Raw genomic sequence first — 24,230 nt, 5'->3', positions numbered from 1 at the left:
CAGGGTGGGTACGGGGGAGGCGTTCATGGGGGGCTCCATAGTGGGCGGACGAGCGACAGGGAGGTGTGCAGTGACCGATCTGGTCATGGCACAGGCGCTCGGCGAGGATCTCGGGTGGCAGGAGCGCGCGCTGTGCGCCCAGACCGACCCGGAGGCGTTCTTTCCGGAGAAGGGCGGCTCCACCAGGGAAGCCAAGAAGGTGTGCCGGTCGTGTGAAGTGCGGGCCGAGTGCCTCGAGTACGCGCTGGAACACGATGAGCGGTTCGGCATCTGGGGTGGGCTGTCGGAACGGGAAAGGCGCAGGATCAAGCGTCAGGCCGTTTGAGCCGGGGCGGGGCCACGCGGGGCGCGTGGCCCCGTCGCTTTACGTGGGTGGTGGTCGCGGTCGCGGCGTCGTCCCTGAGGCACTCCTCCCGGTGCCCCAGGGGATGGCCCGTTCCAGCCGGCGGCGCGGTGTGCCGCGGAGGTACACCGGTTCGGCTCGCGTGTGATCGGGCGAGTCCGGGGTGCCGTATCGTGGTCCGCGCTCTGCTGAACGGACCCCTCAAGGACTCGACGTGCACTCGGTCACCGCGATCGTCGTCGCGCACGACGGCGCACGCTGGCTCAAGGAGACGCTGGCGGCGGTCCTGCGCCAGACCCGGCCGCTCGACCGCGTCGTCGGCGTCGACAACGGCAGCAGGGACGGCAGCGGACGCATCCTGAGCGAGGCGTTCGGGCAGCACAACGTCCTCAGCCTGTCGCGGTCGACGGGGTTCGGGGAGGCGGTGCACGAGGCGCTGGGGCGCCTGCCGGCCGCCCAGGGCACCGAGTGGATCTGGCTGCTCCACGACGACTGCGCCCCCGACGCGGAGGCGCTCCAGGCCCTGTTGTGGGCCGCCGACCAGGACCCGAAGGCCGCAGTCCTCGGCCCCAAGCTGCGCGACTGGCTCGACCGCCGCGTGCTGCTGGAGATCGGCGTGACCGTCAGCAGGTCCGGACGCCGCGACACCGGGCTTGAGCCCAGGGAGTACGACCAGGGACAGCACGACGGGGTCCACGACGTGCTGTCGGTCTCGACCGCGGGCATGCTGATCCGCCGCGACGTCTGGGACCAGTTGTCCGGCCTCGACACCGCCCTTCCGCTGTTCCGCGACGACCTCGACCTGTGCTGGCGGGCACGGGTCGCCGGGCACCGGGTGCTGAGCGTGAGCGACGCCGTCGCCTGGCACGCCGAGGCGTCCGCTCGGCGGCGCCGCCGCATCGCGACCAGCGACGAGCACCCCCGGCGGCTCGACCGGCGCAACGCGCTGTTCGTCATCATGGCCAACCTGCCGTTCTGGGCGCTGCTCCGGTCGATCGTGCGCAACGTCACCGGCTCCTTCGTCAGGACCGTGCTGTTCCTGCTGGCCAAGCAGCCCGCCAACGCGCTCGACGAGATGGCCGCGCTCGGCTCGGTGCTCGCCCATCCCGGACGGCTGCGCCGGGCCCGCAAGGCGCGCAGGAACGGCAGGAAACAGGGCTACCCGGCGGTGCAGCGGCTGCTCACGCCGCCGGGTGCGGCGTTCCGGCGGCTGGCCGACATGGTGCAGGGCTTCCTGGCGGGCGCCGGCCCCGTCGACTCGGCCGGGCGGCACCACGCCGCGGCGAGCGACGACTCCGCCGAGGACGACGGAGACGAGCTGCTCACCGACTCCGGCGTCGTCCAGCGGCTCTTCTCCAGCCCCGGCGTGGTCCTGTGCCTCGCCCTCGCCGCCGTGACGCTGGTGGCCGAACGGTCGCTGCTGACCGGCGGTCTGCTCGGCGGCGGCGCGCTGGTCCCGGTGACGGGCGGGGCGTCCGACCTGTGGCGGCTCTACGTCGAGGACCACCACGCCGCCGGCCTCGGCTCCGACGCCTGGGCGCCGCCGTACGTCGCGGTGCTCGCGGCGCTGTCGACGGTCTTCCTGGGCAAGACCTGGCTGGCCGTGTCCGTGCTCCTGCTCGGCTGCGTGCCGCTGGCCGGGTTCTCGGCGTACGCCGCGACCAAGCGGATGATCCCCTACGTGCCGGCCCGGGTCTGGCTGGCCGCGACGTACGCGCTGCTGCCGGTCGCGACCGGCGCGGTCGCGTCCGGACGGCTGGGCACGGCCGTCGTCTTCGTCCTGCTGCCGGTCTACGCCGCGCTGGCCACCCGGATCACGGCGGGTTCGCGCCGCGCGGCCTGGGGCTTCGGCCTGCTGCTGACCGTGGGCACGGCCTTCGTCCCTCTCGTCTACGTGCTCGTGGCGATCCTGGGCGCCCTCGCCGCCGTGTCGTTCGCCGGGGTGCGCCGCGGCGTCACCAGGTCGCTCGCCATCGGCCTCGGCACGCCGATCGTCCTGCTGCTGCCGTGGCTGGCCGGGATCGTCCGCGATCCGGGGCGGATCCTGCTGGAGTCGGGCCTGCACGACACCTCGCTGGCCGACCCCCGCCTCGCCGCCCAATCCCTGCTCATGCTCAGCCCCGGCGGGCCCGGCCTGCCGCCGTTCTGGGTGACGGCCGGGCTGGTCGCGGTGGCCCTGGCCGCGCTCCTGCTGCGCCGCCACCAGATGGTGGTCGCGGTCGGCTGGGGCGTCATGCTCTTCGGCGTGCTCGTCGCCACCGTGGTGAGCAGGTTGACGGCCGGCGGCGGCCCGGCCTGGCCCGGCGTCCCGATGGCGTTCGCCGCCACCGGGCTGCTGGTGGCCGCCGCGCACCCCGCCCACCGGATCGCCGAGTTCCGCGCGGGCGGCCGGCTGCGGCGCCTGGGCGTCCTGCTGATCGTCGTGGTCGCGTTCGCCACCCCGCTGGCCGCCGCCGGCTTCTGGGTCGCCAAGGGCGCGGGCGGCCCGCTGGAACGCGGGGTGCCCGACCCCATGCCGATGCTGGCAGCGCTCGGGTCGACTCATGGCGAGGCGACGCTGCTGCTGCGCCCGGAGGACGGCCGGGTGTCGTACACGCTGCTGCGCGGGCGGGCGGCCCTGATCGGGGAGTCCGACCTGGCGTCCCCGGCGGACGCCGGCCGCGGCCTGGGCGCTGCGGTCGCCGGGCTCGCCTCCGGCGGGGGCGGCACGCACACCCAGACCCTCGCCTCGATGGGCGTGGCCTTCGTCAGCGTCCCCGGCCCGGTGGACCCGGCCCTGCGCCGTTCGCTCGACTCCGATCCGGCCCTGGTCCGGATGAGCCTGTCCGACAGCGGCGGGCTGTGGCGGATGGGCGGCCAGGTCACGGTGCCCCCGCCGCCGGCGGTCAAGGGGTCCACGCACCGGATCTGGCTGTGGGCCCAGGGCGCGCTGCTCGTCCTCATGCTGGTCCTGGCCTCGCCCGGCGCCCGTACCGGTGAGCCGGAGGAGGACTACGCGGACGTCCCGGTGGAGGCCGCGCCCCGCGGCCGCCGCCGTTCCAAGGAGGACCGGGTGCCGGCATGAGGAAGATCGTCGAGAACCGCTTCGGCCTGCTCGCGCTCGTGCTGGTGGCGATCGGCGCCCTGTACGGCGTGGCCTTCGCCACCCGGCCCGCGCCGGTCGCCCGCGCCGCGGCCACTCCTGTCAAGGCGGCCGTCGAGTCGGTCACCACGGTGTGCCCGTCCCCGAGCGGCACCCGCGTCAGCGTGATCACCCCCTCCGGCGCGCAGGGGCCCGGCTCCGCCACCCTGGGCGCGGTCGCGCCCCCCACCGGCAAGAACGGCAAGCCCGCCAAGCCGCAGGCCCCGCTCGGCGTTATCCAGCGTCCCGGCCGGCTCTGGCAGCGGGAGGTCCCGGCCGGAGGCGGGCCGCTCGCGGTCGCCGCCACCGGCTCCATGGCCGCCGGTCTCGAGGCGTCGCAGACCGCGCGTGAGAAGTCCGGGACGCAGCGCGGGCTGGCCGGAGTCCGGTGCGTCGAGCCGGGCAACGACGCCTGGTTCGTCGGTCCGGGCCCCGCCGCGGCCGAGATGACGCTCTACCTGACGAACGCCGACGCCGCCCCCGCCGACGTCACGTTCATGGTCTACTCCGGCGAGGGGCCCGTGCTCAGCGAGCGCGGCAACGGCATGATCCTCCAGCCGGGGGAGTCCCGCGTCGTCAACCTGCGCGACCTCGCGCCCTCGCCGCTGGTCATGGCCCTGGAGGTGAGCACGGGGAGCGGCCGAGTGTCCGCCGCCGTGAAGGCGGTGTACGGCAAGGGCCTCGGCGTCGACTGGATCCCCGCCGCCGCCCCGCCGGCCATCCGGGTCGTCGTCCCCGGCATCCCCGGTACCGCGGGCCCGCGCGAGCTGTACGTGACCGCGCCGGGCGAGCAGGACACGGTCGTCCAGGTGAAGGCCGTGCTCAAGGACGGCTCGTACGCGCTGAAGAACAAGGAGACGGTCGAGGTCCCGGCCGGGTCGACGGCCACGTTCGACCTGACCACCGGCGTGAGCGGCCAGGCGGCGGCCCTCGTGCTGACGGCCGACGTGCCGATCGTGGCCGGGCTGAAGATCACCGGGACCGGCTCCAGCCAGGACGTCGCGTTCACGGCCGGCGCTCCCTCGATCGACCTCGGCAGCGTGGTGGCCGACGGCCGGTCGGCCAAGAAGCAGGTCTCCCGGCTCGTGCTGTCGGCGCCCTTCACGGCCGCCACCGTCCGCGTTCAGCTGCTGCCCGCCGACGGCACGCCTCCCGCGCCGGTCGAGGTGAAGCTGCCGGCCGCCCGCACGCGGGAGCTCACCCTCACCCCGCCGCCCGGCGGAGCCGCGTTCAGCGTCGTCGTCCAGCCCCAGCCCGGCTCCGGGCCCGTGTACGGCGGCCGGGTCGTCGACGAGCCCACCCCGGACGGCGAGATGCTCACGGCGCAGCCCCTGGCCGTGGCCCGGATCTGGGCCCTGGTCCCGCCCACCGCCGACTCCCCGGGAGCCGTCCTGCCCTGACCCGCCGGGGGTCAGTGACGGTCGTCGTAGCCGGGGTCGATCGTCTCGGGGGTGAGGCCGAGGAGGCTCGCCACCTGCTCCACGACGACGTCGAAGACGAGCGTGCCGAGCTGGTCGCGGTCGCGGGCCCGGGCCTCGAGGGGGCGCCGGTACAGCACCACGGCCGCCGGGTCGTCCCCGGCCGCCGACTCGGCCCGTCCGAGCGGGATCGGCTCCGAGGCGAGCCGGGCCGGGCCGTCCATCAGCTCGCTCGCGGGAGGGACCTCCTCCACCGCGAACTCCACCGAGGCGAGCTGCGTCCCCCAGCGGGGCTTGAGCCGGTCGACGGCGTCGAGCACCAGGTCGTCGAACCGCTCTCCCCGCGACTTGGCGATCGGCACGTGCGCGGGCGCGAGGGGGCCGCGCATGCCGCGGCCGTGCCGATCACGCCGGCGCACCCGCCGCTTGGGGTCCGGCCCGCCGCCGGGCTCGCTCCGATCGCTCACGCAGCCAGCTTAGAGCGCGCGCCCGGACGGCGGTGGACCCTGCGTCCCGTGTCCGCTTTGCCGGTTATCCCAGTGCGACATCTGAGATCGCCCAATTGTGGCGACACGCTCGATAACAGCCGCCGGGTGGTGGCAATGTGAACGCGGACCGGATACGGTCCCTCCGTGAGCCCCGTCCGCAGCTGTTCCCGTACCGCCTGCAGGCAGCCTGCCGTCTTCACACTCACGTATGTCTACGCCGACTCGACCGCCGTTCTCGGCCCCCTGGCGACGTACGTCGAGCCGCACTGTTACGACCTGTGCGCGGAGCACGCGGAACGGCTCACGGCGCCCCGGGGCTGGGAGGTCGTGCGCCTTCCCTCGGAGGCCGTGTCCCCCAGCGGCGACGACCTCGAGGCGCTCGCCAACGCCGTCCGCGAGGCCGCCCGTCCCACGCCCGCCGCCGGCGAGCCCGTCGGCCAGGCGGTCGAGGTGGGCAGGCGCGGCCACCTCCGGGTGCTGAAGTCGGCCCAGCCCAACCGGGAGCGGTGAGTTCGCCCGCACCACGTTGGGACGCCCGCTGCATGGGCAATCAGGCGCTATAGGCTCAGGTGCGAAGACTTACGACTTTTTAGGGGCGTGCAGTGGCCGACCTCACCAGGATCTTCAAGGCGTACGACGTGCGGGGCGTCGTGCCGGACGAGCTCAGCGAGGAGATCGCCCAGGCCGTGGGGGCGGCCTTCGTGGAGGTGACGGGCGCGAAGTCGGTGGTGATGGCGCACGACATGCGGACCTCCTCCGGCCCGCTCTCCGCCGCCTTCGCGCGCGGGGCCACCTCCCGCGGGGCCGACGTCGTCAACGCCGGGCTCGGCTCGACCGACATGCTCTACTACGCGAGCGGCAGCCTCGACCTGCCCGGCGTGATGTTCACCGCCAGCCACAACCCGGCCAAGTACAACGGCATGAAGATGTGCCGCGCCGGGGCGGTGCCGGTGGGCACCGACACCGGCCTGCTGGAGATCCGCGACCGCGCCGCCGAGCTGCTGGAGCGCGGCCTGGACGACGGCGCCGCCGACCGGCCGGGCACGGTGAGCGAGCGCAACCTGCTGAAGGGCTACGCGGCCCACCTCAAGACGCTGGTCGACCTGTCGGGCATCCGGCCGCTCAAGGTGGTCGTCGACGCCGGCAACGGCATGGGCGGCTACACCGTCCCCGAGGTCTTCAAGGGCCTGCCCGTCGAGCTCACCGCGCTGTACTTCGAGCTGGACGGCAGCTTCCCCAACCACGAGGCCAACCCGATCGAGCCGGAGAACCTGCGCGACCTGCAGAAGGCCGTCGTCGACCGGGGCGCGGACATCGGCATCGCCTTCGACGGCGACGCCGACCGCTGCTGGGTGATCGACGAGCGGGGCGAGTCGGTCTCGCCGTCCACGATCACCGCCCTGGTCGCCGTACGGGAGCTGGCCAAGCACCCGGGCGCGGCGGTCATCCACAACCTGATTACCAGCAAGGGCGTGCCGGAGATCGTGTCCGAGCACGGCGGCGTGCCGGTCCGCACCCGCGTCGGCCACTCGTTCATCAAGGCGGAGATGGCCAAGACCGGCGCGGTCTTCGGGGGCGAGCACTCGGCCCACTACTACTTCCGCGACTTCTGGTTCGCCGACTCGGGGATGCTCGCCGCCCTGCACGTCCTCGCGGCTCTCGGCGAGCAGGACCGGCCGCTGTCGGAGGTCCTGTCGCGGTACTCGCGCTACGCCTCCTCCGGTGAGGTCAACAGCAGGGTGGACGACCAGGCCGGGGCCCTCGCCCGGGTCCGGGAGGCGTTCACGGGCCGGGAGGGTGTTACCTTCGACGAGCTGGACGGCCTGACCGTCAGCGGTCCGGACTGGTGGTTCAACCTGCGCCCCTCGAACACGGAGCCGCTGCTGCGGCTCAACGCCGAGGCGGCCGACGAGGAGAGGACGGCCGCGATCCGCGACGAGGTCCTCTCCGTCGTAAGGAGCTGACGAGTGAAGATCGACGACTGGCTGCTGGACATCCTGGCCTGCCCGGCGTGCAAGTCCCCGCTCCGCGCGGAGGCCGACGCCGACGAGCTCGCCTGCACCAACGAGGCGTGCGGCCTGGTCTACCCCGTGCGCGACGACATCCCGGTGCTCCTCGTCGACGAGGCCCGCAAGGCATGACCGCCGCCCCGGGGGCGCGGTTCGACCCGGACCGGCTCGACGACCAGGCGTACCTGGCCGAGGCCGATCCCTCCGGCATGCTGCGGACCGTGGCCTCCTCGGCCGCCCAGGTGCGCACCGCGTACCGGTCGGCCGTCGAGGCGGGCGTCGCGGCACTGGGCCGCGAGCTCCGGCCGCGGGCGATCGTCGTCGCCGGGATGGGCGCGTCCGGCGTCGCCGGCGAGATCCTCGACGCCGTCTGCGGCAACGGCGTCCCGCTGCCGATCGTCACCGTCCGCGGCTACCGCCTCCCCGGCTGGATCGGCGCCGCCGACCTGATGATCGCCGTCTCGCGCTCGGGGACGACGGAGGAGACCATCGCCGTCGCCACCGAGGCCGCCCGCCGCGGCTGCGTGGTGCTCGGCGTCGGCCGGCCGGACACCCCGCTCGCGGCGCTCGTAACCCAGGCGGGCGGCCGGTACGTGCCGGTCTCAGGGGCCGCCGGGCAGACCAGGGTCACGATGTGGGGTCTCGCGATCCCGCTGATCGTGGCGGCCGCGGGGATGGGGCTGGTCGAGGCCGGCGAGGACGTGGTCGAGGCGGTGGCCACGGTCCTGGAGGACATCGCCCACCGGTGCCGCCCGTCCAGCGAGTCGTTCATCAACCCGGGCAAGACGCTCGCGATGGAGCTGGCCGGCAGCATCCCGATGATCTGGGGCGTCTCCCCGGTCGCCGCCGCCGCGGCGTACCGGCTGAGCTGCCAGCTGAACGAGAACGCCAAGTATCCGGCCGTCTGGGGGCAGATCCCCGAGGTCACCCACAACCAGCTCGCGGTGCTCGACGGCCCGCTGGCGGGACGGGACCTGTTCGCCGACCCGTTCTCCGACGAGCCCGGCGGGGGCGCGCGGCTGCGGCTGGTCCTGCTGCGGGACGTCGAGGAGCATCCGCAGGTCACCCGGCGGCGGGTCGCCGCGGTCCGGCTCGCCGAGGACCGCGACGTACCGGTGTCGGAGATCGTCGCGGACGGCGCGCACCCGCTGGAGCGGCTGGCCACGCTCGTGGGCCTGGGCGACTACGCGACCGTCTACCTGGCGCTGGGATACGGCATCGACCCCGCCGCGGTGCCGGCCGTCACCGAACTCGCGGCCAGGATTTCCCCATAGGATCACCTTTGGCCGAGTGATGAGGAGCAGTGCGTGAGTGCGGGTGGCGGTAGCAAGGCGATCCTGGCGGCCCTGGGCGCCAACCTGGCGATCGCGGTGTCGAAGTTCGTCGCGTTCCTCTTCACCGGGTCGTCGTCGATGCTCGCCGAGTCCGTGCACTCGGTGGCCGACTCCGGCAACCAGGCCCTGCTGATGCTGGGCGGCAAGCGGGCCGCCCGGCGCAGCACGCGCAAGCACCCCTTCGGGTACGGCCGGGAGCGGTACTTCTACGCGTTCGTCGTGGCCGTGGTGCTGTTCACGATCGGCGCCCTGTTCTCCCTGTACGAGGGATGGCACAAGATCGCCGACCCGCAGCCGGTCGAGTCGCCCGTCTGGGCCTTCGCCGTCCTGGTCTTCGCGATCGTCGCGGAGGGGTTCTCCTTCCGGACGGCCATCAAGGAGTCGCGGGAGACCAAGGGCGACCACTCCTGGGTGTCGTTCATCCGCCGGGCCAAGGCCCCCGAGCTCCCCGTCGTGCTGCTGGAGGACTTCGGCGCCCTGCTCGGCCTCGTCTTCGCCCTGTTCGGCGTGACGATGGCCGTCGTCACCGGCAACGGCATGTGGGACGGCGTGGGCAGCCTCGTGATCGGCCTGCTGCTCGCGGCCATCGCCATCGTGCTCGCCGTGGAGACCAAGTCGCTGCTCATCGGCGAGAGCGCGACGCCCGAGGTGGAGGAGAGGATCTGCGCGGCGCTGGAGGACGCCCCCGAGGTGAGCCGGGTCATCCACATGCGCACGCTGCACCTCGGCCCGGAGGAGCTCCTGGTCGCCGCGAAGATCGCCGTCGACCACGACGACACGGCCGGCCAGGTGGCCCGCGGGATCGACGAGGCCGAGCGGCGCATCCGCGAGGCCGTCCCGATGGCCCGCGTGATCTACCTGGAGCCCGACCTCTACCGGGCCGACGCCGCCGCCTCCGCGGAGAGCCGTACGGGCGCCTGACCTCGGCGCAGTCCGAACAGCGGTTTACGGCCGCCCTAACACATCGCGCGCTGTGATTGAAATGTGATGCGCTGTCACTTCAGTCACAGCGGTACCCGTGGGTAACTTTACCTTTACATTCCAGAGTCAGCACCCACGGAGGTCACCCATGGTCGAGCAGGGACGCGTTCGATGGAAGCGCTTCGCGCTCTTCTTCGTCCCGGCGCTCGCCGTGGCGTCCGTGCTCGTCGGCGCCACCGCCGAGGGGGCCATCGGCGCGTCGTTCGTGGTCTCGGGCGACACCTTCAAGGTCTCCGCCGACACGCTCAAGGGCGAGGGTTTCGTCCAGTACGGCAGCCTCGTCGAGAACAAGAAGGGCCAGAAGATCCCGGTCGCGGTGTCCGGCATCCGCCACGCCACCTTGACCAACATGTGTCAGACGGTGCTGGTGAAGTCGCCGGTCGGCGCGGTGACGATCCGGATCACCGCGGGCACCGGCAAGGTCCCGGTCACGGCTGAGAACATGATCGTCGACGCCTCCCAGATCGAGGGCAACGCGACCTTCACCGACATCGAGGCCGGCCGCGACGCGAGCACGCTCGACCAGGTGCCGGGCGGCGCGGGCGCGAGCGGGATGTTCGGCCAGCAGGCCACCGCGGTGTCGATCAAGGACTTCCGTCAGGTCTCCTGGTCGGTGAACGCCGCCACCTTCAAGCTGCCCGGCCTCAAGCTCGGGGTCGAGCCCGGCGAGCACGAGTGCTTCTGATGCCGGTGCGCGTTCCGCGGCACGACGGCAGGGAAGGCGGGCGCTCGTGAGCGACGCGGCACGGTCCTGGCGGCGCACCCGGCCGTTCTGGGGCGGGCTCCTCACGCTCCTGGCCGGGCTGGAGCTCCTCAGCATCCCGTTCGCGACCCGGGCGCTGCCGCTGGTGATCCAGTCGGGCACGGTCGGCGCGACGTACCTGATCTCGCTCCTGCTGATCATCCTCGGCCTGCTGCTGTGGCTGCAGCCCGGGCAGCGGGTGTTCCTCGGCGTGGTCGCTGTGCTCGTGTCCATCGCCTCGTTCGTGTACGCCAACCTGGGCGGCTTCCTCGTCGGCATGCTCCTCGGCCTCGTCGGGGGCGCGCTGGCGGCGGCCTGGACGCCGGTGGGTGAGGGCGCCCCGGCGGCGGAGCCGGCCCCCGGCGGCTTCCCGCAGACCGGCATGACCTTCACCGACCGCCGGGTGGTCAGCGGCGAGGAGCGGCTGGACGCGCCGCCCCGCGAGCCGTCCCCGGGCGACCGGGCCGGGGAGGCCCCCCGCGTCCTCATCGGCCGCGTCCGCGAGGCCGCGCCGCAGGGCGACCACGCGGGCCGGGACGACCCGGGCGAGGGCGACGACCCCGAAGGCGGCCAGCCGGCCGCCGGCGACCCCGGCCCGCCGGGTCCCGCTCCCGCCTCACCCGGAGCACTCCCGGGCTCCGGCGGAGGAGCGGCGCGGCCCGAGTCCGGCCGTCACGGCCGGCCGGAGCCCGAGCGTGAAGATCCCGTCTCCGGCGACCCGGACCCCGGCCGGCACGGGCGCGCGGACTCGGAGCGGGGCGAACCCGAGTCGGGCCGTTACGGGCACGCCGACTCGGAGCGCGGCCAACCGGACCCCGGCCGGCACGGCGAGCGCCGCGGCCCGGGCTCCGGCGAGGTGACGCGCGCCGGGCGCGGACGCCCGGGAAGGACGGGAACGGCCGGGAGGGCGCTGGCCGTCGCCGTCCTGCCCGCCGTCCTGCCCGCCGTCCTGCTGGCCGTGGCGAACACCTGGGGGCGGCAGGCGCAGGCCGGCACGGCCGCCGAACCGCGTGACGCGGGCGCCACCGTCCTGCCGACCGCGCTTCCGACGGTGCTGCCCTCGCTGCCGTCCGTTCCGGGGATCCTCGACGGCCTCGGCGACACGCTGGCCGGGAGCCCGCCACCGGCCCTCCTCCCCGGCGCCGCGTCCCCCTCGCCCAGCCCGTCGGGCGGGACCTCCGGATCCGGGACGGGCGGGACGGGCTCCACGCCCATGGTGGCGACCGAGCCGGCCGCGGTCCGGGCGCCCTCGCTCACGATGACCGGCATGAAGTTCCACGGCGTAGTGGAGATGCCCACCGCCACGGGCTCGGTCAAGATGCTGCGGTTCACCATGGACCGGGCCGTGCTCGACCAGCCGCAGCAGACGATGGGCGGCACGACCCTCACGGGCAGGACGTTCACGTTCGAGGGCGACGTGGTGATCTACACGACCAGGATGACCGGCAAGCTCCTCGGCCTCCCGCAGGTGTTCACGGCCGACAACCCGAACGTGATCGTGCGGGCGCTCAGGCTGCTGCCGTCCCTGAACGTCCCGGTCACGATGACCGACATCGTCAGCGAGCAGCCGTACGTGAGCGCGGACTCGCTGCGCGCCGACGACCTGCACCTCGTCGTGGGGTCCTGAGCGCGTCCGGGGTCAGGGGCCGTCCGCCTCGCCGATCCGCACCAGACCCGTCTCATAGGCGTGGACCACCGCCTGTGTCCGGTCGCGCAGGCCCAGCTTCGCCAGCAGCCGGGCGACGTGGGTCTTCACCGTGTGCTCGCTCACCACGAGCGTCTCGGCGATCTCCGCGTTCGACAGCCCGCGCGCGATCAGGCGGAGCACCTCCGACTCCCGCGGCGTCAGGGACGGCGGGGGAGGAGCGGCCCGGCGCCGGGTGAACTCGGCGATCAGCCGCCGGGTCACCGTGGGGGCGAGCAGCGCCTCTCCCCGAGCCACGATCCGGACGGCTTCGGCGAGGTCCCCGGCCCGGACGTCCTTGAGGAGGAACCCGCTCGCGCCCGCGAGGAGGGCCTCGTACACGTACGCGTCGAGGTCGAAGGTCGTGATCATGAGGGCTCTGACGCCGAGCCCGGTGACGGCGCGGGCGGCCTCGATGCCGTTCACGCCCGGCATGCGGACGTCGAGGACGGCGACGTCGGGGCGCTCGGCCCGCGCGAGCCGTACGGCCTGCGCGCCGTCGGCGGCCGCGCCCACGACGGCCATGTCGGGCTGGGCGGCGAGGACGGCGGTGAAACCCCTGAGCACCACCGGCTGGTCGTCGGCCACGAGGACCTTGATGACCGTCATCCGGTGGGCAGTCCCGCCCGGACGAAGAAACCGCCGCCCGGGCCGCCGCCCGCGGTGAGCCAGCCGCCGAGGGCCGCTGCCCGTTCCCGCATCCCGATGACGCCGTGGCCGGGCCCGTCGTCGTGGTCGCCCGAGGGGGACGCGGCCGGGCCGGGACCGTCGTCGGCGACGCGCAGCACGAGCATCGTGGGCCGGTACGCGATCTCGATGGACACCCGGGCGCCCGGCGCGTGGACCCTGGCGTTGGTCAGGGCCTCCTGCACGATCCGGTACGCGGAGACGTCCACCGGCTGGGGAAGCTCCCGCGCCTCGCCGACGACGTCGAGGTCGACCTCCCCGCCGTGCGCCTCGATCAGCTCGGGCAGGCGGGCCAGCCCCGGCTGCGGCGCGGTCTCGGCGGGCACGTCGGCGCGCAGGACGCCGAGCAGCCGCCGCATCTCCGCCAGCGTGCCGCGCGCCGCCACGGCGATCTCCGCGAACTCCCGCCTCGCGTCGTCGCCGAGTCCGGGGATCGTGTACGGCGCGGTCTCGGCCTGGACGGCCACCATGGAGATGGAGTGCGCCACGATGTCGTGCATCTCCCGGGCGATCCGGGCCCGCTCGGCCATCGCGGCCTGCTCGCGCAGCGCCTCCAGGTTGTCTGCCTTGGCCTGTCGCACCTCCGTACGGCCGCGCCCGATGTCGGCGGCCATGGTCGTCCCCACCAGCAGCACGGCCGCCCCCGCCGCGGCTCCTCCGAGCTGGTACGGATCGGCGTCCGCGGCGACGACGGCGAACAGGAGGGCAGGCGGCAGGAGGCACACCAGGACGCCGGTGAACAGCCAGGCCGTCCGCCGGCCCAGGCTCCGCTGGATGGTGAAGAACGAGAGCGTGCCCGAGACGAGGACGGGCACCGGCCACAGGCCCACTGGGGGCGGGGCCGCCAGGAGGAGGGCGGCGCCCACGGCGGTGAGGCCCACGCTCAGCCAGGGGTGGCGGCGGCGCACGGCCTGGGGCGCGGTGGCCAGCAGCACGGCGGCCATGCTCTGCGGCGCGGCGCCGACGCCGTACATCCCGAGGGCGGCGAGGAAGGCCAGGCCGAGGCCGATGAGCACATCGAGCGGGGAGTCCACCGCCCGGCGGACGTCGAAGGCGGCGATCGCCGCCTCGATGCGGTCAAGGGGTGTCGTGAGGTCCACCCCGTGATTGTCGGCGTTATCGCCGCCGGGTGTCGTCACTCCTGAGAGCGACTCCGGAGCGCTGGCGGAGGAGGCGCAGGGCCTTCTCCTTCTCGAAGTCCAGGGCTCTGCGGGGAGCCGGGATGCGGCCGATCCGCACCCCCAGATCCCGTACGGCCTGGGCGACGGCGGGTTCCGACAGGGCCCGCAGCGCGAAGGCCAGCTCGGCGGGGGAGACGTCGAAGCGGCGCTCCAGCTCCATGGCCTGGCCGACGGCCTCCAGCTCGTCGGGGCCGAACCGGCGATGGGCGCCCCGGTCCCGTACGGGCGGCAGCAGGCCGAGCGCCTCCCGGTAGCGCAGCATGCGGGGGGACAGGCCGAGCAGCCTGGCCGCCTCGGTGATCCGCATGGTCCCCCCTTCCCCGCCCGCGAGGGCCGCCGACGTCCACGCTAGACACCCGAGAGGCCCCTCGGCAGCCTCTGGAGTGCGATTCTCACATTCTTGTGTGAGGTTCGCACTCTGGCGAATGCATGGGGGCGACCGGGCCGCCTAAACTCGCAGGGACGGACAACGGAGGGACACTCTCATGGACTTCAAGGTCGCCGACCTTGCCCTTGCGGACTTCGGCCGCAAGGAGATCCGCCTCGCGGAGCACGAGATGCCGGGCCTGATGGCGACCCGGAAGGAATACGCCGCCGCGCAGCCGCTCCGGGGCGCGAAGATCATGGGCTCGCTGCACATGACGATCCAGACGGCCGTGCTGATCGAGACGCTGGTCGCGCTCGGCGCCGACGTCCGGTGGGTCAGCTGCAACATCTTCTCCACCCAGGACCACGCGGCCGCGGCCGTGGTCGTCGGCCCCGACGGGACGGCCGACGACCCCAAGGGCGTGCCGGTCTTCGCCTGGAAGGGCGAGACGCTGGAGGAGTACTGGTGGTGCACCGAGCAGGCCCTCCGCTGGCCCGACGGCTCCGGCCCCAACATGATCCTCGACGACGGCGGCGACGCCACCCTGCTCGTCCACAAGGGCGCCGAGTTCGAGAAGGCCGGCGCCGTGCCGACCGCGGGTGAGGACGACCCGGAGGAGTGGGCCATCATCCTCGACACCCTCCGCCGCACGGTCGGCGAGGACAAGCACTGGACCCGGGTCGCCGAGAGCATCAAGGGCGTCACCGAGGAGACCACGACCGGTGTGCACCGCCTGTACGAGATGCACAAGAACGGCCAGCTGCTCTTCCCCGCCATCAACGTCAACGACTCGGTGACGAAGTCGAAGTTCGACAACAAGTACGGCTGCCGCCACTCCGTGATCGACGGCCTCAACCGCGCCACCGACGTCCTGATCGGCGGCAAGGTGGCCGTGGTCTGCGGGTACGGCGACGTGGGCAAGGGCTGCGCCGACGCGCTGCGCGGCCAGGGCGCCCGGGTGATCGTGACCGAGATCGACCCGATCTGCGCGCTCCAGGCGGCGATGGACGGCTTCCAGGTCACCACCCTGGAGGACGTCGTCGGCATCGCGGACATCTTCGTCACGAGCACCGGCAACTACGGCATCATCACCGCCGAGCACATGGCGCAGATGAAGCACCAGGCGATCGTGTCCAACATCGGCCACTTCGACAACGAGATCGACATGGCCGGCCTGGGCCGCATCCCCGGCATCGTGAAGAACACCATCAAGCCCCAGGTCGACGAGTGGGTCTTCCCCGACGGGCACTCGATCATCGTGCTCGCCGAGGGCCGCCTGATGAACCTGGGCTGCGCCACCGGCCACCCGTCGTTCGTCATGTCGAACTCGTTCACCAACCAGGTGATCGCCCAGATCGAGCTGTTCACCAAGACCGACGAGTACCCGATCGGCGTCTACGTGCTGCCCAAGCACCTGGACGAGAAGGTCGCCCGCCTGCACCTGGACGCGCTCGGCGTCAAGCTGACCACGCTGTCCAAGAAGCAGGCCGAGTACATCGGCGTGGACGTCGAGGGCCCGTACAAGCCGGACCACTACCGCTACTGACCGGCCCCTCCTCGATCCCGTGGGACGTCCGCACGCCGGGCGTCCCACGAGACCACGCGCACGGAAGAGGGAGAGGTGCCGGGGTGGTCGTCTCCGACATGGTCGAGGCCGGGGAGCGGCGGATCGAGTGGGCGGCCCGGGCGATGCCGGTCCTGGAGGCCATCGGGGCCGGGTTCGCCCAGGACAGGCCGCTCGACGGGCTGCGGATCGCGGCCTGCCTGCACGTGACCGCCGAGACCGCCGTCCTCATGGGCGCGCTGCGGGCCGGCGGCGCGGAGATCGCGCTGGCCGCCTCCAACCCGCTGTCCACGCAGGACGACGTGGCCGCCGCCCTCGCGTCGTACGGGATCGGGGTGCACGCCCGCGCCGGGGTGGACAAGGACGCCTACTACCGGCACATCCACCAGGCGCTCGACATCGGCCCGCACATCGTGCTCGACGACGGCTGCGACCTGGTCAACATCCTGCACACCGAACGGGTCGAGCTGCTCGGCGACGTGGCCGGCGGCTGTGAGGAGACCACGACCGGGATCATCCGCCTGCGTCAGATGGCCTCGGAGGACGCGCTGCGCTTCCCGATGGTCGCGGTGAACGACACCCGGACGAAGCGGATGTTCGACAACCGGTACGGCACGGGCCAGTCGACCCTCGACGGCATCATGCGGGCCACGAACGTCCTGCTCGCCGGCCGCACGGTCGTCGTCGCGGGCTTCGGCTTCTGCGGCCGCGGCGTGGCCGAGCGGGCCAAGGGCCTCGGCGCCCGCGTGATCGTCACCGAGATCGACCCGGTCAAGGCGCTCGACGCGTCGCTGCAGGGGTACGACGTGCGGCCCATGGCCGCGGCCGCCGAGATCGGCGACGTGTTCATCACGGTCACCGGCAACCGGGACGTCGTCCGCGCCGAGCACCTGGCCGTCATGAAGGACGGCGCGATCCTCGCCAACGCCGGCCACTTCGACGTGGAGATCGACGTCCGGGCGCTGGAGGAGATGGCCCGCGAGGCGCACTTCGGCATCCGGCCCAACACCAACGAGTACGTCCTGCAGGACGGCCGGCGCCTCCTGCTGCTGGCCGAGGGCCGGCTGGTGAACCTCACCGCGGCGGAGGGCCACCCGGCGGCCGTCATGGACATGTCGTTCTCGGCCCAGGCGCTCGCCGTGACGTGGCTGGCGGCGGAGTCGGCGAACCTCACACCGGGCGTGTACGACGTGCCGGCGGACATCGACGCCGAGGTGGCCCGTCTCAAGCTCGCCGCCACCGGGATCGACATCGACGCCCTCACCGCCGAGCAGGAGGACTACCTGCACTCCTGGCGTCTCGGCTCCTGACGGGTCAGGGCCGAGACGTGGCAGAGCACGCGATCACATGGTGATCACTTCAGTACGAGGCGCAGGAGCAGGTTCTTGACGTCCGTGGCCTCGAATCGTTCCCTGGCCGGGGACGGGTCGGAGCAGAGCAGCACCGGAGCGTCGGCGGGGTCGGCGGGAAGCACCCCGTGAGAGCCGCGTACCGCGCGGGCGCCCTCGTCGAGGCCGACGGCGCTCATGACGTAGCGCATGCCGAGCTTCTTGCGCAGCAGCGCCACCGCCGCCCTGCGCTTGGCGGCGCCGGGGTCCGCCGGGTCGAAGAAGAGCTCGGCGGGGTCGTAGCCGGGTTTGCGGTGGATCTCGACGAGGCGGGCGAAGTCGGGCGCGCGGGCGTCGTCGAGCCAGTAGTAGTAGGTGAACCAGGCGTCGGGCTCGGCGAGCAGGACCAGTTCGCCGGAGCGGGGGTGGTCCAGGCCGTTCGCTCTCTTTCCACCGTCGTCGAGCACCTCGGCGACGCCGGGCAGGGCGGCGCAGAGCTTCGCCACGGCCGGCACGTCGGCGGGGTCGGAGACGTAGACGTGCGCCACCTGGTGGTCGGCGACGGCGAAGGCGCGCGAGGTCCACGGGTCGAGGTACTCCATGCCCGCCTGGGTGTAGACCCGGAGGAACCCTTCGGCGCGGAGCACGCGGTTGACGTCGACGGGGCGGGAGACATCGGTGATGCCGTACTCCGAGAGGGCGACCACCGTCCGTCCCTGCCCCGCGGCGGCGTCCAGCAGCGGCGCCAGCACGGTGTCCAGCTCCGCGGCCGCCGCGGCGGACCGCGGGTCGGACGGCCCATATCGCTGCAGGTCGTAGTCGAGATGGGGGATGTAGGCCAGCGTCAGGTCGGGGTCGTGCGCCGCCATGACGTGCTGGGTCGCGCGGCAGATCCAGGCCGACGAGGCGATGCCCGCTCCCGGGCCCCAGTAGGTGAAGAGAGGGAAGACACCCAGCGCCCGGGTCAGCTCGTCGTGCAGCTCCGGCGGGGCGGTGTAACAGTCGGGCTCCTTGCGCCCGTCGGCGTGGTAGATCGGCCGGGGCGTGACCGTCCAGTCGACGTCGGCGCCCATCGCGTACCACCAGCAGACGTTCGCCACCGTGAGGCCGGGCCGCTCGCGGCGGGCGGCCTGCCACACCTTCTCTCCCCCGACGAGCGCGTTGTGCTGACGCCACAGCAGGACCTCGCCGAGGTCGCGGAAGTACCAGCCGTTGCCGACGATGCCGTGTTCGGCCGGGGGAACGCCGGTGAGGAACGTCGACTGCACGGAACAGGTGACGGCGGGCAGGACGGTCCCGAGTTCCGCCTGGAAGCCGTCCGCGGCGACGGCCCGCAGCCGCGGCATGTGCGCCAGCAGCCTCGGGGTCAGCCCCACCACGTCCAGGACCAGCAACGATGTCATGTGCTCACTCCCAGCTCCCGCAGTTCGGTACGGGCGAAGTCGAGCTCGTCGGCGATGCCCGCGGCGAGCTGCTCGGGGGTCTGCGGGCGCAGCGCGGGTGGCAGGACGCCCCAGGTGTAGGTCTCCACGTCGAAGTGGTCGCACACCGGCCGCGGCCCGCCGACGAGGTGCGTGAGCGCCTCACGCATCACCGGGATGGTCGTGGCCAGCGGCGGTGCCGGTGAGACGTGGAGAGGCACGTGGTAGTGGACCCGCCAGGGTCCGGGAAGCCGCCGCGCGAAGGCCTCGTCGAGGTCGTCCGCGGCGTCGCCCGCGGCGTTGCGCGTCTGATGCAGGAAGCGCGGCTCCGCGTACGCGCGCAGGGGGTCCGGGTCCGCGGTCTCCAGTGCCGCGGAGAGCTGGACCTTCACGATGGGAAGGCCGGCTCGCTCCAGCGCCTTCAGCGCGTCGGCGGGCCTCTCCCAGGCGCAGGCCAGGTGGGCGAGGTCCAGGCAGACGCCGAGCCGGTCGCCGTCGACGCCGGCCAGCCGTTCGACGGCCTGTCCGGTGCTCTCCACGACGCAGCCCGGTTCGGGTTCGAACCCCACCCGTACGACCCGCCCGGTGGACGACTCGATGGCGGCCAGGCCGTCGGCCAGCCGGCTGAGCCTTCGCGCGACGAGGTCGGCCATGCCGGTGTCCCAGGGGTCCCGCCAGGCGAGCGGCAGCGTCGAGACGGACCCGCGGGCCGCGTCGTCCGGCAGCAGGTCGGCGAGGACGTGGGCCAGGTCGAGGGTGTAGGAGAGGCGATCCTTCGTCGTCCAGTCGGGGTGGTAGACGGCGTGCTTGACGACAGGGTCCTGGAAGGAGCGGTAGGGGAAGCCGTTGAGCGTGACCACCTCCAGGCACCGTGCGGACAGCTCCCGGCGGAGCCGGGCACGGAGCGCGGGGTCGGCGGCGAGGGCGGCGGCGACGGGCGCGGCCAGCCAGAGCCCGAGTCCCAGGACGTCCGTGCCGAGGCGGGCGCGGATCGGGACCGCGTACGTGTCCAGTTGGGCGATGATGCCGTCGAGGTCTTCGGCCGCGTGCACGTTGGTGCAGTAGCTGAGGTGCAGCGGCTCCCCTCCCGGATGGCGCAGCCGCATCAGCTGCCGCCGCGCTTGATGGAGCTGCCGGCGAACGTGGGCTCGGTCGAGCCGATGGCGGTCAGGTCGAGGCGTCCGGATTGGCGGTAGAACTCCACGGGGTTGCGCCACAGCACCCGGTCGACGTCGTCGTCGGTGAATCCGGCCGCCAGCATCGCCCTGCCGGTCTCCAGGGTGAGGAGCGGGTCGGAGATCCCCCAGTCGGCGGCGGAGTTGACCAGCATCCGGTCCAGGCCGTGACGGCGGAGGATCTCCACCATGCGCGGCGGTGACATCTTCGTCTCCGGATAGACCGAGAATCCCATCCAGCATCCGGAGTCGCGCACGATGTCGGCGGTGACCTCGTTGAGGTGGTCGACGGCGACCCGCTCGGGCGCGATTCCGGAGGCGGCGACGACCTCCAGGGTGCGCCGGGTGCCGTGGGCCTTGTCGCGGTGGGGGGTGTGCACGAGCGCCGGCAGGTCGTACTCGAGGGCCAGCGCGAGCTGCCGTTCGAAGGCGTCGTCCTCATCGGGGGTCATCGAGTCGTAGCCGATCTCGCCGACCGCGACGACCCGGTCCTTGTCCAGGTAACGCGGGAGCAGGTCCAGCACCGGCCGGCAGCGGGGGTCGTTCGCCTCCTTGGGGTTCAGCGCGATGGTGGCGTGGTGGACGACGCCGAATTGGGCGGCCCGGTACGGCTCCCAGCCGATCAGGGAGTCGAAGTAGTCGGTGAACGAGCCGGGGTTGGTGCGCGGCTGGCCCAGCCAGAAGGCGGGCTCCACGACGGCCCGGACTCCGGCGGCGGCCATCCGCGCGTAGTCGTCCGTGGTGCGCGACGTCATGTGGATGTGCGGGTCGAAGATGCGCATCAAGCCTCCTCGCGGGTCAGACGGTCGAGCAGGGCGGCGGCATCGGCGGGCATGGGACGCCCCGCCGCCGCGCGCTCGTCGGAGAAGGCGGCCAGCATGGCCGCCAGCTCAGGGTCGGCCCGCTCGCCCAGGCCGTTCACCGCGGCCAGCGGGACGCCCGTGAACACGCACTTGAGCACCGCCTGCCGCCAGGCGGCCTGGTCGAGGTGGCGGGCGTACGGGCCGAGGGCGGCCGCCAGCAGGCGCGCGTCGTTCGTGCGGATCGCGTCGTGCAGGAGCGGCAGCCCCGCTGTGCCGACGGCGAGCATCGGCAGGGCCTTGAGCACGGCCCGCTTCTCGTCGGCGTCGCCGTAGCGGTACAGCTCGCCGGTCTCGGCCGGCACCCGGTCCGCCGGCAGCGCGGCCAGCAGCAGGGCCCGGGCGGCCTCGTCCGCCGTCCATCCGGGGACGCCGGGCAGCGGCGCCCGTCCGACGCGCCGCCCGGCGGCGGCGAAGGACCGGCGGATCGTCTCGGGCCGCTCGGCCGCCGCCGTGAGCGCGGCGTCCACCCATTCGTCCCGCGACGTGTCCCGCAGCGCGGCTCGCAGCCGCTCCAATGGCGTCACCTCGTGCTCCCCTCGGCATCGCGACTGGACGCCTTCTCGGCTTCGCGCAGGAACTCGATCGAACGCGCGGCCACGGCGGGCGCGGCGTGGCTGTGCCGGGGCAGCTCGACCGCGACCAGGCCCCGGTAGCCGGCGTCGGCGAGCGCGCGCAGCACCGGCGGGAAGTCGATCTCCCCTTCGCCGAACTCCAGGTGCTCGTGCACACCCCGCCGCATGTCGTCGATCTGAACGTTGACCAGGTGGCCGGCGACGGCCGCGACGCACTCGGGCACCGGAGCGGGCTCGTTGCAGCGGCAGTGCCCGATGTCCAGGGTGATGCCGAAGCCGTCCGGCGCGCCGAGCGCCTCGTGCAGCGTCCGCCAGCCCGCGATCGTCTCGACGAGCATCCCCGGCTCCGGTTCGAACCCCAGCGGCACACCGGCGCGCCGAGCGGCGTCGACGACCTGCGCGCAGCCGTCGACCAGCCGGTTCCAGGCGGTGGCCCGGTCGATCCGGTCCGGGCGTACGCCGGACCAGAACGACATCGCCTCGGCGCCCAGATCGGCGGCGATCGCGACGGCCCGGCACAGGAAGTCCACCCGCACGTCCCGGTCGTCGTCGAGCAGCGTCGGGGCGTGCTTGCGCCGCGGATCGAGCAGGTAACGCGCACCTGTCTCGACGACCACCGCCAGATCGAGGGTGCGCAGCCTGTCGGCGATCTCCGCCACCCGCGGTCCCAGCCCGTCGGCGTACGGATCGAGGTGGGAGTGGTCGAGCGTCAGGGCCACTCCGGAGTAGCCGAGGTCGGCGATGACGCCGAGGGCGTCCGGCAACCGGTGATTGGCGAAGCCGTTGGTGCCGTAGCCGAACCTCATGTCGCGGAGATCTTTCTGACCAGGCGCCGGGCCAGCGGGACCGCCGCGGCGAGGGCGAGGGCGACGCGGGGGGCGCCGCCGCGTGCGGCGAGGGCTCCTTGGAGGGCCGGCAGGCCGACGATGCCCGCGTTGACCGCGTCACGGACGCGCGCCGCCGAGGGGTCGGCGACGGCGCGCGCCTGGGGGAGCCCGAACTGGGCGGCGTACCAGCCGGCGAGGGCCGGCTGCGCCGCACCGGCACCGCCGCGGACGGTGGCGGCGGCGAGCGCGACGGTGCCTGCCAGGGTCGCCGCCGGCAGGCGCGGGTCGGTGCCCGACACCTCTCCGTGCGACAGCGCGGTGAGCAGGTACGTGTGGGCGGCGATCGTGAAGGCGGAAGGCAGCGCGGCGACGGCGGAGGAACCGGGAGTGGCGCCCAGCAGCACGTCGAGGCCGCGGCACAGCGCCATCGTCAGCGGGCCGGCGGGCGTGGACTTGGCCGCCAGGTCGTACGCCCAGATGGCGGCGGCCAGAGGGGCGGCGACCGTCAGGGCACGCCGGCCTCCCGTGAGCCCGGCCACGGCGAGGCCGGCGACGGTGAGCGCCGCCGCCGTGCCGAGGGCCTGGTTCGCGGACACCCGCCCCGAGGGGATGGGACGCTCGGGGCGCTCCACCGCGTCGAGATGCCGATCGGCCCAGTCGTTGGCGGCCATCCCCGCCCAGTACAGGCAGATCGAGGAGCAGGCCAGACCGGCGGTGCGCCGGCCGAGCGCCCCTCCGGCGGCCGCGCCGGCGACGACGTCGCCGGGCACGGACAGCGCCGCTGGTGCCCGGACCAGGTCGAACAGGTCGCGCGGAGCCGTCATCGCCGCGTGTTCCGCACGTCGAACGCGGCGACCGCGTCGCGCAACGCCTGCCACTGGTCGGCCAGTGCGTGCGGCACCTGTCCAAGCGGGTCCTTGAAGAAGAAGGCCAGCTCGGTGAGCGGGCCCGTACGCCCGGCCCCGTGAGCGGCCGCGGTCAGCCGCGCCAGGTCCAGGACCAGCGGCGCGGCCAGGGCGGAGTCGCAGCCGTGCCAGGTGAACTCCATGCGCATGCGCGTGCCGAGGAAGCCTTCGAAGGTGATCAGGTCCCAGGCGGTCTTGAAGTCGTCGAGGTCCTCGACGAAGTCGATCCGGGTGTCACCCTGCGGGGTGTACCCGAGCGTCTCGTGCAGCACGCGCTGTTTGCTGGCGGACTTGGCCGCGTTGGCCGCCGGATCGGCCAGGTTGGCTCCGTCGCCGCCGCCAAGCAGGTTGGTGCCGGACCAGGTGCGCACCTTCAGGTTGCGCAGGGCGAACATCGGAGCGAGCACCGACTTGACCAGGGTCTCGCCGGTCTTGCCGTCGTGGCCGCCGTACGGCAGTCCCTGCCCGCGGGCCAGGGCGTCGAGGGCGGGGAGGCGGGCGCCGGTGGAGGGCGTGAAGTCGACGTACGGGCAGCCGGCGCTCAGGGCGGCGTAGGCGGCCAGGGCACTGGGCGGCAGGACGGGGTCCGGGCCGTCCAGCGCGGCCCGCAACGCGTCGAGGTCGGCGTGGGCGGGGTGTGGTCGCGGCGCCGGTTCGGTGGTCGAGACGTTGATCACGATGACCCGATCCAGGTGGTGGCGCCGGCGGAAACCGTCCAGGTCGGCGCCGACGGCCTCGGCGATCTCGGCTTGGGTGTCGCGGACCGGCAGCGGCCGCACGTCCTGCTCGATCTCGAGCAGGGCGTCCTGCACGGCCGCGGCGAGCCGGGCCGGGACGATTCCCGCCTCGGCCAGCGCGGCGGCCTTCTTCCCCAGGGGGATCGAGGAGATGTCGTGGCCGCCGAAAACCAGCTCGTCGATGCCGGGCAGGGCGTCGCTGTGCAGCTCGGGCGACTCCAGGACGCATCCGGTCGGCTCGGCCAGGCCCGCCCGCACCGCCAGCGCCCCGATCATGCTGGTGACCGCGACCGATCCTCGTGCTCCGATCAGCCATACTCCCGTACTCATCTGGTCTCCTCTCACGGTCGTCCGCCGGAACGGCGGGGTGTTCATGGCGGGTGAGATCTCGCGGGCGGCGGCCACGTGCGGCACTGTGCGGCCACGGTGCGGCCACGGTGCGGCACAGTGCGGAGTGGGCCGCCGCCCGGCGTGATGCGCTAT

General features: G+C 73.4%; 23 protein-coding genes. 12 read left to right on the top strand and 11 right to left on the bottom strand.

The window, feature by feature from the left end; genetic code table 11:
- Positions 1-85: 85 nt before the first annotated feature.
- The 3 genes from MPTA5024_RS23210 (at position 86) to MPTA5024_RS23200 (ending at position 4,864) form a co-directional block, all read left to right on the top strand.
- On the top strand, positions 86-325 hold the full coding sequence (locus tag MPTA5024_RS23210) for a WhiB family transcriptional regulator (RefSeq protein WP_198167393.1): 240 nt from the start codon (positions 86-88) through the stop codon (positions 323-325).
- Between the two features lie 232 nt (positions 326-557).
- Positions 558-3,407: a glycosyltransferase family 2 protein gene (locus MPTA5024_RS23205; RefSeq protein WP_051458545.1), complete on the top strand. Its 2,850-nt coding sequence runs from the start codon at positions 558-560 to the stop codon at positions 3,405-3,407.
- Positions 3,404-4,864: a DUF5719 family protein gene (locus MPTA5024_RS23200; RefSeq protein WP_036327964.1), complete on the top strand. Its 1,461-nt coding sequence runs from the start codon at positions 3,404-3,406 to the stop codon at positions 4,862-4,864. Before MPTA5024_RS23205 ends, MPTA5024_RS23200 begins: the two co-directional genes overlap by 4 nt.
- A gap of 11 nt (positions 4,865-4,875) precedes the next feature.
- Here the strand turns inward: MPTA5024_RS23200 and MPTA5024_RS23195 are convergent, their stop codons facing one another.
- Positions 4,876-5,349 carry a metallopeptidase family protein gene (locus MPTA5024_RS23195; protein ID WP_372444994.1) on the bottom strand — a complete coding sequence of 158 codons (474 nt, stop codon included), beginning with the start codon at positions 5,347-5,349 and terminating at the stop codon, positions 4,876-4,878.
- A gap of 165 nt (positions 5,350-5,514) precedes the next feature.
- Between MPTA5024_RS23195 and MPTA5024_RS23190 the strand changes: the two genes are divergently transcribed.
- From MPTA5024_RS23190 to MPTA5024_RS23165, 7 genes are all read left to right on the top strand, one after another.
- Positions 5,515-5,880 (top strand): DUF3499 domain-containing protein, encoded by a 366-nt coding sequence (locus MPTA5024_RS23190; protein WP_036327959.1) that lies wholly within the window; start codon positions 5,515-5,517, stop codon positions 5,878-5,880.
- A 92-nt stretch (positions 5,881-5,972) separates the two neighbouring features.
- Complete coding sequence (locus MPTA5024_RS23185) at positions 5,973-7,334, top strand: phosphomannomutase/phosphoglucomutase (protein WP_036327957.1); 1,362 nt, start codon at positions 5,973-5,975, stop codon at positions 7,332-7,334.
- Between the two features lie 3 nt (positions 7,335-7,337).
- Positions 7,338-7,511: a Trm112 family protein gene (locus tag MPTA5024_RS39905; RefSeq protein WP_084369929.1), complete on the top strand. Its 174-nt coding sequence runs from the start codon at positions 7,338-7,340 to the stop codon at positions 7,509-7,511.
- Positions 7,508-8,653 carry an SIS domain-containing protein gene (locus tag MPTA5024_RS23180; RefSeq protein ID WP_036327955.1) on the top strand — a complete coding sequence of 382 codons (1,146 nt, stop codon included), beginning with the start codon at positions 7,508-7,510 and terminating at the stop codon, positions 8,651-8,653. The genes MPTA5024_RS39905 and MPTA5024_RS23180 overlap by 4 nt, the downstream gene beginning before the upstream one ends.
- A gap of 33 nt (positions 8,654-8,686) precedes the next feature.
- Entirely contained in the window at positions 8,687-9,634 is a 948-nt protein-coding gene (locus MPTA5024_RS23175) for a cation diffusion facilitator family transporter (protein ID WP_036327952.1), read from the top strand.
- A 148-nt stretch (positions 9,635-9,782) separates the two neighbouring features.
- Positions 9,783-10,379 (top strand): DUF6230 family protein, encoded by a 597-nt coding sequence (locus MPTA5024_RS23170; protein ID WP_036327950.1) that lies wholly within the window; start codon positions 9,783-9,785, stop codon positions 10,377-10,379.
- 46 nt (positions 10,380-10,425) lie between these two features.
- Positions 10,426-12,063 carry a DUF6114 domain-containing protein gene (locus MPTA5024_RS23165; protein WP_051458544.1) on the top strand — a complete coding sequence of 546 codons (1,638 nt, stop codon included), beginning with the start codon at positions 10,426-10,428 and terminating at the stop codon, positions 12,061-12,063.
- Positions 12,064-12,075: 12 nt separating this feature from the next.
- Here MPTA5024_RS23165 and MPTA5024_RS23160 read toward each other — a convergent pair whose 3' ends face one another.
- From MPTA5024_RS23160 to MPTA5024_RS23150, 3 genes are read right to left on the bottom strand one after another with little or no spacing between them, the layout of a single operon-like run.
- Entirely contained in the window at positions 12,076-12,729 is a 654-nt protein-coding gene (locus MPTA5024_RS23160; RefSeq protein WP_036327948.1) for a response regulator, read from the bottom strand.
- Positions 12,726-13,907: a sensor histidine kinase gene (locus MPTA5024_RS23155; protein ID WP_051458543.1), complete on the bottom strand. Its 1,182-nt coding sequence runs from the start codon at positions 13,905-13,907 to the stop codon at positions 12,726-12,728. The genes MPTA5024_RS23160 and MPTA5024_RS23155 overlap by 4 nt, the downstream gene beginning before the upstream one ends.
- Before the next feature lie 16 nt (positions 13,908-13,923).
- A complete protein-coding gene (locus tag MPTA5024_RS23150) occupies positions 13,924-14,295 on the bottom strand; it encodes a MerR family DNA-binding transcriptional regulator (protein WP_036327946.1) in 372 nt (123 codons plus the stop codon).
- Between the two features lie 178 nt (positions 14,296-14,473).
- Here MPTA5024_RS23150 and ahcY point away from each other — a divergent pair, with 178 nt between their 5' ends.
- A complete protein-coding gene (gene ahcY, locus MPTA5024_RS23145) occupies positions 14,474-15,901 on the top strand; it encodes an adenosylhomocysteinase (RefSeq protein ID WP_036327944.1) in 1,428 nt (475 codons plus the stop codon).
- A 98-nt stretch (positions 15,902-15,999) separates the two neighbouring features.
- Entirely contained in the window at positions 16,000-17,229 is a 1,230-nt protein-coding gene (locus MPTA5024_RS23140) for an adenosylhomocysteinase (protein ID WP_051458666.1), read from the top strand.
- Positions 17,230-17,273: 44 nt separating this feature from the next.
- Here the strand turns inward: MPTA5024_RS23140 and MPTA5024_RS23135 are convergent, their stop codons facing one another.
- From MPTA5024_RS23135 to MPTA5024_RS23105, 7 genes are read right to left on the bottom strand one after another with little or no spacing between them, the layout of a single operon-like run.
- Positions 17,274-18,650 (bottom strand): alkaline phosphatase family protein, encoded by a 1,377-nt coding sequence (locus MPTA5024_RS23135; protein WP_036327940.1) that lies wholly within the window; start codon positions 18,648-18,650, stop codon positions 17,274-17,276.
- Positions 18,647-19,774, bottom strand: a complete 1,128-nt coding sequence (gene eboE, locus MPTA5024_RS23130) for a metabolite traffic protein EboE (RefSeq protein ID WP_036327937.1) — start codon at positions 19,772-19,774, stop codon at positions 18,647-18,649. Before eboE ends, MPTA5024_RS23135 begins: the two co-directional genes overlap by 4 nt.
- Positions 19,774-20,625, bottom strand: coding sequence for a TatD family hydrolase (locus tag MPTA5024_RS23125; protein ID WP_036327935.1), 852 nt, complete (start codon positions 20,623-20,625; stop codon positions 19,774-19,776). The genes eboE and MPTA5024_RS23125 overlap by 1 nt, the downstream gene beginning before the upstream one ends.
- Positions 20,625-21,230, bottom strand: coding sequence for an EboA domain-containing protein (locus MPTA5024_RS23120; RefSeq protein ID WP_036327932.1), 606 nt, complete (start codon positions 21,228-21,230; stop codon positions 20,625-20,627). Before MPTA5024_RS23120 ends, MPTA5024_RS23125 begins: the two co-directional genes overlap by 1 nt.
- Entirely contained in the window at positions 21,227-22,084 is an 858-nt protein-coding gene (locus MPTA5024_RS23115; protein ID WP_036327929.1) for a sugar phosphate isomerase/epimerase family protein, read from the bottom strand. Before MPTA5024_RS23115 ends, MPTA5024_RS23120 begins: the two co-directional genes overlap by 4 nt.
- Positions 22,081-22,929: an SCO3242 family prenyltransferase gene (locus MPTA5024_RS23110; RefSeq protein ID WP_036327927.1), complete on the bottom strand. Its 849-nt coding sequence runs from the start codon at positions 22,927-22,929 to the stop codon at positions 22,081-22,083. The genes MPTA5024_RS23115 and MPTA5024_RS23110 overlap by 4 nt, the downstream gene beginning before the upstream one ends.
- Complete coding sequence (locus MPTA5024_RS23105; RefSeq protein ID WP_036327926.1) at positions 22,926-24,077, bottom strand: inositol-3-phosphate synthase; 1,152 nt, start codon at positions 24,075-24,077, stop codon at positions 22,926-22,928. The genes MPTA5024_RS23110 and MPTA5024_RS23105 overlap by 4 nt, the downstream gene beginning before the upstream one ends.
- Positions 24,078-24,230: the final 153 nt, after the last annotated feature.

Source organism: Microbispora sp. ATCC PTA-5024 (assembly GCF_000511135.2).
GTDB lineage: Bacteria > Actinomycetota > Actinomycetes > Streptosporangiales > Streptosporangiaceae > Microbispora > Microbispora corallina.
The sequence above is the reverse complement of the archived record's forward strand: the minus strand, read 5'-3'. Positions and strand labels throughout refer to the sequence as shown.

What these genes read in the sequence shown, in the direction of transcription:
- MPTA5024_RS23200 (WP_036327964.1), top strand. Translation starts at nt 3,404, where the DNA reads ATGAGGAAGATCGTCGAGAACCGCTTCGGCCTGCTCGCGCTCGTGCTG.
- MPTA5024_RS23210 (WP_198167393.1), top strand. Translation starts at nt 86, where the DNA reads ATGGCACAGGCGCTCGGCGAGGATCTCGGGTGGCAGGAGCGCGCGCTG.
- MPTA5024_RS23115 (WP_036327929.1), bottom strand. Translation starts at nt 22,084, where the DNA reads ATGAGGTTCGGCTACGGCACCAACGGCTTCGCCAATCACCGGTTGCCG.
- ahcY (WP_036327944.1), top strand. Translation starts at nt 14,474, where the DNA reads ATGGACTTCAAGGTCGCCGACCTTGCCCTTGCGGACTTCGGCCGCAAG.
- eboE (WP_036327937.1), bottom strand. Translation starts at nt 19,774, where the DNA reads ATGCGGCTGCGCCATCCGGGAGGGGAGCCGCTGCACCTCAGCTACTGC.
- MPTA5024_RS23125 (WP_036327935.1), bottom strand. Translation starts at nt 20,625, where the DNA reads ATGCGCATCTTCGACCCGCACATCCACATGACGTCGCGCACCACGGAC.
- MPTA5024_RS23170 (WP_036327950.1), top strand. Translation starts at nt 9,783, where the DNA reads ATGGTCGAGCAGGGACGCGTTCGATGGAAGCGCTTCGCGCTCTTCTTC.
- MPTA5024_RS23140 (WP_051458666.1), top strand. Translation starts at nt 16,000, where the DNA reads ATGGTCGAGGCCGGGGAGCGGCGGATCGAGTGGGCGGCCCGGGCGATG.
- MPTA5024_RS23180 (WP_036327955.1), top strand. Translation starts at nt 7,508, where the DNA reads ATGACCGCCGCCCCGGGGGCGCGGTTCGACCCGGACCGGCTCGACGAC.
- MPTA5024_RS23150 (WP_036327946.1), bottom strand. Translation starts at nt 14,295, where the DNA reads ATGCGGATCACCGAGGCGGCCAGGCTGCTCGGCCTGTCCCCCCGCATG.
- MPTA5024_RS23135 (WP_036327940.1), bottom strand. Translation starts at nt 18,650, where the DNA reads ATGACATCGTTGCTGGTCCTGGACGTGGTGGGGCTGACCCCGAGGCTG.
- MPTA5024_RS23110 (WP_036327927.1), bottom strand. Translation starts at nt 22,929, where the DNA reads ATGACGGCTCCGCGCGACCTGTTCGACCTGGTCCGGGCACCAGCGGCG.
- MPTA5024_RS23160 (WP_036327948.1), bottom strand. Translation starts at nt 12,729, where the DNA reads ATGACGGTCATCAAGGTCCTCGTGGCCGACGACCAGCCGGTGGTGCTC.
- MPTA5024_RS23105 (WP_036327926.1), bottom strand. Translation starts at nt 24,077, where the DNA reads ATGAGTACGGGAGTATGGCTGATCGGAGCACGAGGATCGGTCGCGGTC.